Genomic DNA, 11,816 nt, shown 5'->3' on the forward strand with positions numbered 1-11,816 from the left:
AACCAGATGGCTTATGAAGAATTGCAGAAGTTACGGACTGCGTAACATCAGTTACAAAGTGAAAATTCTTGCGGCTAAACACTATTCAAAACATGTAAACGCCAGAGCTGGCGTTTACATGTTGTAACTTCATATTTTTTAAACGGGGATAACTACATTCAAGAACTACACGACAACATAGAACAGCCCGGCCGTTGTCTTGCCCAATCGGGACGTTTTAAGGCAAATTCTTCCTTGCCCGGTTGTTCGTCGTAAGGATGCCGCAATACTTCCAGCAGTTCATTAACCATTGAAAAATCACCCTTCTCCGCTTTGTCTATCGCCAGTTGCGCCAGGTAATTCCTCAATACGTATTTGGGGTTGGCGGCGTTCATGCGCTTACGCCGTTCAACATCGGCTATGCCGGAAGCTTGAATCCGCTTTATATAGTGTCTGAGCCAATTGCCAAGACGGGCTTTGTAGTCATCGGTTAACTGCTCCGGTACATAATAAGCATCCATCAACGGCGCCATCAAAGTCTCGTCATTGAGTTCAACATCCATATCCAGCAGCGCAAGCTTGCGGTAAAAAATAGTCATGTCCGTTTCAACGAGTTGCAACAGGATCAACAGCTCGGTATTTAGCTCGTTATCGATGGATGGATCAAAGCTATTCAGCCCCAGCTTACCGGCTACCATGGCTTGCCAGCCTCGTTCAAAAGTGTCCTTATACGCGTTGATCGCCTGTTGCAGCGGCTCAACCTGCTCAATGAGCGGGTAGATGGCATTGGCCAATTGCCCAAGGTTCCAGAAAGCGATTTGCGGCTGGTTGCCGAAACGATACCGGCGTTCTCCCGCATCGGTGGTATTAGGCGTCCAATTAGGATCATAATTTTCCAGCCAGCCGTATGGACCGTAATCTATAGTCAAACCGAGTATCGACATATTATCGGTATTCATCACGCCATGGACAAAGCCGACACGTTGCCAATGCACGATCATTTCCGCGGTTCTGCGGCAGATTTCCTCAAACCATTTAAGATAGACCTCCAGCGACGGCTCGCCCAAATGCGGAAAGTCGGTGCGGATGGTGTAATCGACCAGCTTTTTCAGCAGTTCGACCTCGCCTCTGGAGGTGAAAATCTGAAAGCTGCCAAAGCGGGTAAACGAGGGCGCAACCCGGCAAACGACGGCACCCGGTTCAGGCATCGGATTACCGTTGTAAAACATGTCCCTGATAACTTCTTCGCCGGTCAGTATCAGACTCAACGCCCGCGTAGTCGGAACACCCAGATGATACATGGCTTCGCTGCACAAAAATTCGCGTACCGAAGAACGCAACACCGCCAAACCGTCAGCAGTCCTTGAATAAGGCGTTTCGCCCGCGCCTTTCAATTGCAAGGTAAAGCGTTCACCTTTCCTGTTAACTGTTTCTCCCAAGTTAATGGCGCGGCCGTCACCAAGCTGCCCTGCCCAGTTACCGAATTGATGGCCGCCATAACAAATTGCATAAGGGTCCATGCCGGGTAAAAGGCGATTACCGACAAACACCTGAGTAAAATAATCCGACTCGCAATCTTCCTGACTCAAGTCCAATAGTTCTGCAACCTCTTTTGAATAAGCCACCATTCGTGGATTGGCAACTTGAGCCGGCAGCACTCGCGAATAACAGGCACCCAATACCTGGCGTCGAGTATTGGCGGTTTGCTGGTCGGCTGGTAATTCGCGAATAAAACGGTTATCGAAGTTCAAGCCATCGAATCCGGAAGTTTTTGTTTGGGAATTCATCTGTTCTACCTTTTTATACAAGTAATTAATAACTGTTTTGGATTAATGATGACTCTTCTACATAGCCATAAAATCTATAACTGACTATTTAAGCTTATTCTAACGTTATAAATGAATTTTCCTTGATATTCAGTTAAAATAGTCGAGGTAAAAAGCCTCCGCTTTGGGTTAGCGGTGTGTGATTTTTATTTAATGTGTTTTCTGAGGTCGTTGTATGCATAAAAATTTTCTTACCTTCATGTGCAGCGCCACTCTGCTCCTTATACATCCTTGGAGCCAAGCGGCCAGTGATTTACCCCCTACGGCCAAGGTAGAAATGGGTCCGGTAGAAGAAGTATGTTCTGACTTTACTAATCCGGAATGGCGAAAAGAACAAGTCATCGATGGTGTAAAAATCCAGGCTTCACGACTCTGTAATCCGGATAATCCTGCCGATATAGCTGCTTTTGTAAAAGGTACCAACGGCGTATCCATGGCAACATTGATGGAGACTCAGCTCGCTGCCGACGCCATTACTATGTCTGACGATGTCGACGGTGACGGCGATCCCGATAAAATCATTATAAAACTTGAAGTTGCCGAACTTAATGGTCATTCGCCGGACATGAAGGACCCAACCACTACGTTTGATATAGCGCCGGGCATCCAGCCGACTTTTTGGGTTTTTGCGCCCAAAACCCGCGATATGTCCACGCTGAGTATTTACGAACCGATCGCCAACCCTTTGCTGCGCGTACCGTCTCCGGTCATTCGTGTCGAGCAGGATGATGTGGTCTGGCTGGTTCTGGAAAACACCCATTATTTGCCGCACTCGATACATTTACATGGTATCGATCACCCGTATATGGATCATAGCGGTAGTGGTAATGATGGCGTAGGACAAACCAGCAATATGGATACGATGCCGGGACAGACCAAAACCTATGTGATCAAGCCGCGCCAACCGGGCACGATGTATTACCATTGCCATGTTCAGCCGCACACCCATATTCCGATGGGATTGCAAGGCATTTTTATTGTTGAGGAAAACCGCCCCAACAACTGGGTGCAAACGCTTAATGTCGGCGCAGGTCAAGTGCGTCATCCATCGGTAGCCGTGCTTGAAAAATACGCCAGAGAGTATGACTTGCATTACCAATCGGCGGATAAGGAGCTACATGAGCTTGTTGCCAGATCAGCCAATGATCCAAGGCTGATTGCCAAGCATATGAACATGGAATACGACACGACCGACGCCACCGATGATTATTTTATGCTCAATGGCCGTTCTTTCCCTTACACCTTAAGGGAGTCGCTGATTGAGATGAAACAGGATGAAAAAGTTAAACTGCGGGTTCTGAATGGTCACACGGAAGCCATGGCTGTGCATATCCACGGTCATAAGCCGACTATAACCCATTATGACGGTGTCGATAATGGTCCCGGCTCATATATCCAGCGTGACGTCCATGGCATGGTGCCCGCACAACGTATTGACCTGGAATTAAGCGGTGTCGATGATGGCTTGCACAGCTTTGGGCAAGGTATCTGGATGTTCCATGACCATGTCGAAAAAGCGTTTACCACTAACGGCATTGGTGAAGGTGGCGACATCAGTCTGGTCGTCTATGATGGATTCCTTGATGAAAAAGGCATTCCAAAATCGCACGGCATGAGCCTTGCCCCCTATTTCACCAAAGGTCTCTGGAAAGCCAATTATCCGATCTGGCAAGATTATGATGAGTGGCGCAGCTTGGGCTTGCCTGATCTGGCAGCGACATATCAACCGTCTAAAGTTGCAGTGCAAACCGTACAGGCGCAATGGGCGCCACCAGCTCCGGCTGCAGCGGAACAGGAAGGTTCCGCTTTCGGAAAATTGTTGTTCGGTTTAATACTGGGATTATTAAGCTATGTGCTGATCATTAACCGGCAAACGGTTTATGATCGTGCTCGCAAACTACTTAAAAAATAACCCCAGCCGTCAGTTAGAGACGTTGCCTTGCAACGTCTCTAAGCTATTTCCAATCCCAACTGCGCAAATCCGGACATAGCGTACATCTGACGCTTTTTGGCAAAGGCCGTTGTTATGCGTTGCATGCTACGCAATGAAAATGACTATCCAGCATAAAAACCGGACAACCCTAATATGATGCGAACCTATGCCATACTTGCTATGGCATTGATATGCCCATGCCTTTCAGCATCTGCCGAACCTATCCATCTACAGCTACGCTGGCATCACCAGTTTCAATTTGCCGGTTATTACGCGGCGTTAGAAAAAGGCTATTACAAAGATGCGGGACTTGATGTAATTATCCATGAAGGCACGCCGGAAAAAAAACCGGTTCAGGAAGTTCTTCAGGGCCATGCCCAATATGGCGAAACCAATAGCGAATTATTGCTGGAACGGTTGCGTGGCGCACCGCTGGTCGCCTTGGCTGCGATATATCAGCATTCTCCCTCCGTATTAATCGCACGCAAAGATGCCGCAATTTCATCACCTGACAATTTAATCGGAAAAAAAATCATGTTGATGGATCAAACCGTCGATGCTGATTTTGTCGCGATGTTCAATAACGAGGGCATGGACATAAACCGCCTTCATGTCATCCCCAGCAGTTATGAAATTCAAGACTTGATTGATGGCAAGGTAGACGCGTTTAATTCATACCTAAGCAACGAGCCTTATTTTCTGAAACAGCAAGGGATTGAATTCACCGTGCTCAATCCGCGCAACTACGGTGTCGACTTCTACAGTGACATTTTGTTTACCACGGAAGATGAGATTAAACAGCATCCCGAGCGCGTCAAAGCATTTCGTCAAGCCAGTCTTGAAGGCTGGTATTACGCAATGGATCACCCGCAGGAAATTATCGATCTATTGCTGAACAAATATAAAGTCAACAAATCCAGGGACCATCTTAACTTTGAAGCCGACGCAATACGTTCATTGATAATACCCGACGTGATAGACTTGGGGCACATGAATCCCTGGCGCTGGCGGCATATGGCGGAAACATTCGTCAAAGCGGGTATGGTTGATAATGATAAATTCTTGCAAAACTTCAGCTATGATCCCGATCCCAAAGCCGACCAGGAAAAACTGCTCCGATATATCAAGATTGCCACAGTTATTGCGTTATTAATTGGCATTATTACTTTAATCCTATTAGCTGCCTATAGATCGCTAAAACGAAAAAATAAAATAGCCGCCCATAATGAAAAACTTTTACGCTTGGCGCACGAGACGGCTGGAATAGGCAACCACGTGACCGATCTGGCGACCGGTCGTTGGAAAAGCTCGTCCCTATTCAACCAGATTTTCGGCATCGACGCAGACTTCAATTGGGAGATTACCAATTGGAAAACATTGATTCACCCTGATCACTATCAACGTGTGCTTGATCGCTATCTGGAAATACTCCATAGCCACGAGCGGTTTTCGATGGAGTATCAAATAATCCGGGCTAACGATAACAAAATACGCTGGGTAAGCGCTCATGGCGACATTGAATTCGACAAAGCCGGTAAACCCGCACAACTGGTTGGTACGGTCCAGGACATTACTGAACGCAAGCAAGCCGAGCAGCAGCTAAATCGCCAACTCCGTCATCTGAAGATAATGGAACGCATATCCCGAATAAGTTCTACGGCCGAAAACATCGAAGCCATGCTCGATGGAGTACTCAAAGAAATCCAGTTACTATTTGATGCCGACCGGGCTTGGTTTATATATCCTTGCGATCCTGAAGCAAGCTTTTGCTCCGTGTCGATGGAACGTACTCGTCCTGAATGGCCCGGCGCTTTTATACGTAATATGGAAATTCCGGTCACAGGGGAAATCGCAGAACTGTTTCAATCGGTGCTTGAAGCTAACGAAACCTTGCAATACGGCCCGGCGCCGAACCTGACCGTGCCAACCATAGCCGCCAAAGAATTTTCGGTAAAATCCCTGCTACAAATTGCACTTCGACCGCAGATCGGCAGTCCTTGGTTGCTTGGCATTCACCATTGTTCAGAGGCGTATATACACAATGCTGATGACTTATGGATATTTACCGAAATTGCACAAAGAATTACCGAAGCTTTAAGCAGCCTGATTTCGATCAGAAGCTTACGAAAAAGCGAGGAACATTTCCGCCTGCTCATTAAAAAATCACCTGTCGCCATTGGTATAGCCAATCAAACAGGCGGAATCGATTTTCTGAATGACCGGTTTATCCAAACTTTCGGTTATACGCTGCACGATATTCCAAACTTGGATGCGTGGTGGCTGCTTGCTTATCCTGATGAGCTTTACCGGTATCAGGTAAAAGAAATTTGGACCAGCTCGGAGAAAAAAGCCATCTCTGACGGCAAAGAATTCGAACCGATGGAGTTCAGGGTGACCTGCAAGGACGGAACTGTACGCAATATAATTTTTTATCACGCAATCGTCGGTGAACGCATTCTGGTCTTCTTCGATGACACCACCGAACGCAAGGCTGTCGAAAACACATTACGTACCCGCACCGATGAACTGGCCTTACAGAATCAAATTCTTCAGCTCATTAATCAGGGAGTTGGTCTGTCTAAGGTATTGGATGAATTAGCACATCAAATTGAAACATTGCATCCCAGCATGTTGTGTTCGATTTTACTGATGGATAAAGACAACCAACATCTACGCCATGGTTCCGCCCCCAGTTTACCGGACTTTTACAATCGAGCCGTTGATGGTCTGCCGATCGGCGATGGTGTAGGCTCATGCGGCACGGCCGCCTATTTAGGCGAACGTGTCATCATTGAAGATGTACAACACCACCCTTATTGGGAGCCGTTTCGCGATCTTACCCGGCAAGCCGGTCTGCAAGCCTGCTGGTCGCATCCGATTAAAAATAACCAGGGCCGTGTGCTGGGTACTTTTGCCGTTTATCATCGCCTGCCGATCCGGCCTTCCGATGCTGAAATCAGCTTGATCGACCATTATGCAGGTTTGGCACAATTGGCGATTGAACGAAATCAGTCAATGATACAAATAGCTGAATCCCTATCAATATTAAAAGCTACGTTGGAATCCACCAGCGAGGCCATTCTGGCGGTAGACCTGAACAATAATTGGCTCTTGCATAACCAAAAATTCATTGATTTGTGGCAAATTCCGGATGAAGTCATCGCCGCAAAAATAGGCGCAAAAAATCGTACTAAAGAACTGTTGTTGTACGGGCCGGATCAAATCAAAGACGCCGAGGCTTTCTCAAATAAAGTAACTGAGTTGTATACGACACCGGAAGCCCATTCCTTCGATATTATTGAGTTCAAGGATGGAAAAATCGTTGAGCGCTACTCCATCCCCAAGATAATAAACGACAAAGTAGTCGGCAGGGTCTGGAGTTTTCGTGATGTTACCGAACAAAAAAAGTCAGAGGCGGAACTTCGCATCGCCGCAACCGCCTTTGAATCGCAAGAAGGTATGTCCATTACTGATGCCAATCAGGTTATTTTAAAGGTCAACAAAGCCTTTACCCGCATAACCGGCTATAGCCTGGAAGAAGCTATTGGACAAACTCATGCTTTGCTTAAATCGGGTCGCCAGGATAGTCACTTCTATCAAGCGCTGCAATATAGCCTAAAACAGGATGGCTACTGGGAAGGCGAAATATGGGACAAGCGCAAAAACGGGGAAATCTATCCTGCATGGCTCAGCATTACTACGGTTAGTGACGCGAACAACCAAGTCACCAACTATGTTGCCGCCTTCACCGACATCACCAAAGACAAAGAAGCCGAAGAAACGATTCACAACCTGGCTTATTACGATCCGCTCACCGCACTACCGAATCGCCGTCTGCTATGGGAGCGACTGAAACATAGTATCGAAATGGAGCGGCGTGACGGCAGACAACTGGCATTGCTGATGCTTGACCTGGATCGATTTAAAGCAGTCAATGACAGTATGGGGCATCTGGCCGGTGACGAGTTGCTGCAACAGGTCGCTGCCCGTATCAAAGCGAGGTTGCGTGATGTCGATATGGTCGCTCGTTTGGGCGGCGATGAGTTTATCGTGCTACTCGAAGATATCACTCATCCTGAAGATGCGGCACGGGTTGCTGAAGACATCGTCGCCGACTTAAGTAAACCTTTTCAATTGCTACAAAATAACAGTACCTTTCCCGAACTGAGTCGAAAGGTCAGAATCGGCGCCAGCATAGGCATCAGTTTGTTTCCGCAACACGGCGACAGTCCCGAAACGCTGATGGATAACGCTGACATTGCACTTTATCGTGCTAAAGATGAAGGACGCGGTTGTTTTGCCTATTTTTCCGAAGAATTCACTATTATCGCTCGTGAGCGTATTGCACTGGAAACTCGCTTGCGCCGAGCCACCGAGCAACGGGAATTGTGCGTCTATTATCAGGCACAAATCGACATCGACAGCGGCATGATCATCGGCGCGGAAGCGTTGGTACGCTGGCACGACCCTTCCGTGGGACTGATTTCACCGGCCAACTTTATTCCGATTGCCGAAGAAACCGGTCTTATCGTAGAAATTGGCGCCTGGGTGCTGCGCGAAACTTGCCGGCAAGGCCGGCGCTGGATAGATGACGGTTTGCCGTCATTAACTTTAGCGGTCAATGTCTCTCCTCACCAATTCCGCCGTAGCGATATTAACACCCTGGTCGCAGAAGTGTTGAGTGAAACCGGCTTCCCGTCCGAGTTATTGGAATTGGAATTGACTGAAAGCGGCTTAATGGAAAACGAAGAAAAAGCGGTCGAAGTACTCAATAATTTGCGCGCTCAAGGGGTCCGTCTTGCCATTGACGACTTCGGCACCGGTTATTCGTCATTGGCCTATCTCAAACGTTTTCCGCTGGATGTGCTAAAAATCGACAAGAGCTTTATCGATGATATTCCCTCAGTGCAAGACGACATGGAAATTACCGCAACGATTGTTGCGATGGGCCATATTTTAGGGTTCAAGGTATTGGCCGAAGGCGTAGAAACGCTTGAACAACTGGCATTCCTGCGTGAAAAAGGCTGCGATACCTATCAGGGTTATATTAAAAGCCAACCCCTGCCTGCCGAAGATTTTGCCCAGTTGTTGCGTAATCAAGGTCAAGTTATTGATGCTAAGCAATGATTAAACAGTTTTCGCCAGGAAGAACAAATACCTGAACATACAATCACTGATGTCTTTAGTAGTATTTTATGCATTTTGGGCGACCTCATAATACTCAAGAAAAAACAGAGTAGTGAAAGATTAGCCCTTGAGTTTGAAAATCAAGTTAAAATAGCCTCAAGATTATTAAATCGAGATATGGAAAATTCAGGTTTGAAATCAGTTTTTTATGTTGCCCCATATATAATCATGTGGCAATCATTGCTTAAATATCAATGTGTACTACATTCCATTTAGTTATTTCAATATAAACCAACCACAAAAAGAGAATACATGCTAGTTATCGCTGGATATTTGATCCTCTCTATATCAATCATGGGCGGATTTATGGGGGGTGGCGGACACCCTGGCGTTCTTTTTCAACCTTTTGAATTTATTATTATCATTGGCGCTGCTTTAGGGGCTTTTATTTGCGGAAACTCCATGCCCGTTATCAAAGCCGCTATCAGTCAGGCCACATCCACATTAAAAGGCAGCAAATACAATAAAGAGTATTACCTTGAACTGCTGTTATGTTTTTATGCGATTACCACCAAAACGCGCAAGGAAGGCTTATTATCGCTGGAAAGTATTATTGACGATCCAAAGAGCAGCCCGGTCTTTACACCCAGAATTCTCGGTGATCACCATTTATTGGAGTTTATTTGCGACAACCTGCGTTTGATCGTTACCGGTGTAGAAGTCTATGCGCTGGAAGAACTGATGGATCAGGAGCTCGAAACGCATCATGAAGAAGCCCATGCACCGGTCAAAGCTATCCAGAATATGGCTGACGGTTTACCGGCCTTTGGGATTGTTGCGGCGGTAATGGGGGTCGTACATACCATGGAATCAGTCGGCATTCCGCCTTCAGAATTGGGCAAATTGATTGCGGCGGCCCTGGTCGGAACATTTCTGGGTATTTTACTAGCTTATGGCTTCATTGGCCCCGTCTCTGCCGTAATGGCAGAGCGCTCCGAAGCGTCAGGCAACGTCTTTAAATGCGCTCAAAAAGGATTGTTATGTTGTGCTAAAGGCGTATCACCGGCCATGACGGCGGAATATATGCGTACCATGATTGCTTCCGCAATGCGCCCGGGTTTTCTGGAATTGGAAGAACAGTTAAGAGCCAATAAGAGTTAATTAAAAAATGGCTGACCAACAACCGATTATCATAAAAAAAATAAAAAAAGGCGGCCATGCTCATCATGGAGGCGCCTGGAAATTGGCTTATGCGGATTTCGTTACCGCCATGATGGCCTTTTTTTTGCTGATGTGGCTACTGGGAACCACAACGGAACCGGAACGCAGAGGCATTGCCGAATACTTTCAAGATCCTTTTAAAGCATCCACGGAAGAGAAAGGAGCCGATGTCGGTGATCGGACCAGTATTATTCAAGCGGGCGGCGCAGATATTGTTTCGCAAGACCAAGGCCAGGTCGACAAAGGCATGACAACAGAAATCAAAGATATTTCGCCGGAAGAAATTGAAAAGAAAGCCGAAGAAATTGAGAAAGAAAAACTCGAAAATCTAAAAGAAAAAATCCAGGAAAAAATAGATTCAACCCCTGAATTAACCGAGTTCAAAGATCAAATAAAACTGGAAATAACATCCGAAGGCCTGCGAATTCTAATCGTCGACGCCCAGAACAGGCCCATGTACAAACTGGCCAGCGCGGAACCTGAACCGCAAATCAAAATAATTTTAAGGGCATTGGCGCCGGTTATTAGCGAAATACCCAATAGAGTCAGTGTCAATGGACACACTGATGCGCGGCCTTTTCCGCCCAATCAAAAAAAGTATACCAACTGGGAGCTTTCCAGTGACCGCGCCAATGCCGCTCGATACGAACTGACCCAAGCCGGGCTTCCAGAAGACAAAGTTTTACGAGTTATCGGCTTATCGTCCAGTGTTCCCTACAATCCCAACACAGAACCACTGGACCCGATTAACAGGCGAATTTCCATTATCGTTATGAACAAAAAAACCGAGCAAGAGATTTTGGAAAGCGTGGGCGATAAAACAAATACGGAGACTGCACCGGAGCCTACACTGCCAGCACCTGAGAAATAAGATGTTTTACTTTAAGATTGAAATATATCTTAACCGGTTGAGCTCGCCAATGGGTTGAATGGCATAATCTCAACGTCCGGCAAATTGTCAAAGACCTGCTCTACCGTCTTGTTCAAAGTCAATGCTTTCACCACCAAAGAAAGCGGTTCAGCCCAAATTTCCGGAAAATCTCTTTCTAAAGCATCAATAATTGGAAAAGCCAGATTTTCCGTAGGCGGGCTAAACTCGGCAACCACACCCGGCTTATTGCCTCGGGCATCAATGCGATACCAGCCGTATTGCTTAAGATAGACCGCATTCAAGCCATGAAGACAGTACGGTGGACCATCCGTTTCAACAGTCAATCGCTGGTAGCAAAGCCCTGCGGGAACGGCATTGGCCCTTAACAGCGCCGCCAACAGATGGCTCTTGGCATAACAGTAACCCGTACCGTGGATTAACACGTCAGAAGCTCTGCAAGTGACGGGATTCATCCGGTAATCCCAGCTGTGTTTAATCGAATCGCGGACGAACTCAAAACAACGTTTAGCCACAGCCTCGTCGAAATCACAGCCCTCAGCAAGCTCCGCTGCCTTTGCAAGCACCAATGGATGATTCCAATCAATGTACTCGCTACTGTCGAGATAGTGTTCTATACCTGCTTTCATTTTCGCCCAGGCTGCCATTCAGGATGCGAAGGAATGCCCTCATGTTCAAGCCACGGAACATCGTGCGATGTCCAGATGCGCATTTGAGGAGTGACCATCGGGTCTTCATCGAGCGTTGCCGCCCGGACAATAACATGAGGTTGACTCATGCTCTCCGCCGGAAATTGTCAATCTAGTTGTCGCCTCGTTGGTTAAATTTATACGGCGGATTT

At 46.9% G+C, this 11,816-nt stretch carries 7 protein-coding genes; 4 read left to right on the forward strand and 3 right to left on the reverse strand.

Annotation, left to right across the window (positions count from 1 at the left end; genetic code table 11):
* Positions 1-158: 158 nt before the first annotated feature.
* Entirely contained in the window at positions 159-1,766 is a 1,608-nt protein-coding gene (locus V7051_RS23575; protein WP_333879223.1) for a protein adenylyltransferase SelO, read from the reverse strand.
* Positions 1,767-1,980: 214 nt separating this feature from the next.
* Between V7051_RS23575 and V7051_RS23580 the strand changes: the two genes are divergently transcribed.
* The 4 genes from V7051_RS23580 to motB all read left to right on the forward strand — a co-directional run bounded on the left by V7051_RS23580 (position 1,981) and on the right by motB (position 10,957).
* On the forward strand, positions 1,981-3,717 hold the full coding sequence (locus V7051_RS23580; protein ID WP_333879224.1) for a multicopper oxidase domain-containing protein: 1,737 nt from the start codon (positions 1,981-1,983) through the stop codon (positions 3,715-3,717).
* Between the two features lie 174 nt (positions 3,718-3,891).
* A complete protein-coding gene (locus V7051_RS23585; RefSeq protein WP_333879225.1) occupies positions 3,892-8,865 on the forward strand; it encodes an EAL domain-containing protein in 4,974 nt (1,657 codons plus the stop codon).
* Between the two features lie 312 nt (positions 8,866-9,177).
* Positions 9,178-10,026 carry a flagellar motor stator protein MotA gene (motA, locus tag V7051_RS23590; RefSeq protein WP_333879226.1) on the forward strand — a complete coding sequence of 283 codons (849 nt, stop codon included), beginning with the start codon at positions 9,178-9,180 and terminating at the stop codon, positions 10,024-10,026.
* Between the two features lie 7 nt (positions 10,027-10,033).
* Positions 10,034-10,957, forward strand: coding sequence for a flagellar motor protein MotB (motB, locus tag V7051_RS23595; protein WP_333879227.1), 924 nt, complete (start codon positions 10,034-10,036; stop codon positions 10,955-10,957).
* Positions 10,958-10,986: 29 nt separating this feature from the next.
* Here motB and V7051_RS23600 read toward each other — a convergent pair whose 3' ends face one another.
* Together V7051_RS23600 and V7051_RS23605 are read right to left on the reverse strand one after the other, a co-directional pair.
* Positions 10,987-11,604: a transglutaminase-like domain-containing protein gene (locus V7051_RS23600; protein WP_333879228.1), complete on the reverse strand. Its 618-nt coding sequence runs from the start codon at positions 11,602-11,604 to the stop codon at positions 10,987-10,989.
* On the reverse strand, positions 11,601-11,753 hold the full coding sequence (locus V7051_RS23605; RefSeq protein ID WP_333879229.1) for a hypothetical protein: 153 nt from the start codon (positions 11,751-11,753) through the stop codon (positions 11,601-11,603). Before V7051_RS23605 ends, V7051_RS23600 begins: the two co-directional genes overlap by 4 nt.
* Positions 11,754-11,816: the final 63 nt, after the last annotated feature.

The sequence above is a fragment of the Methylobacter sp. genome (assembly GCF_036845245.1).
Classification (GTDB): domain Bacteria; phylum Pseudomonadota; class Gammaproteobacteria; order Methylococcales; family Methylomonadaceae; genus Methylobacter_A.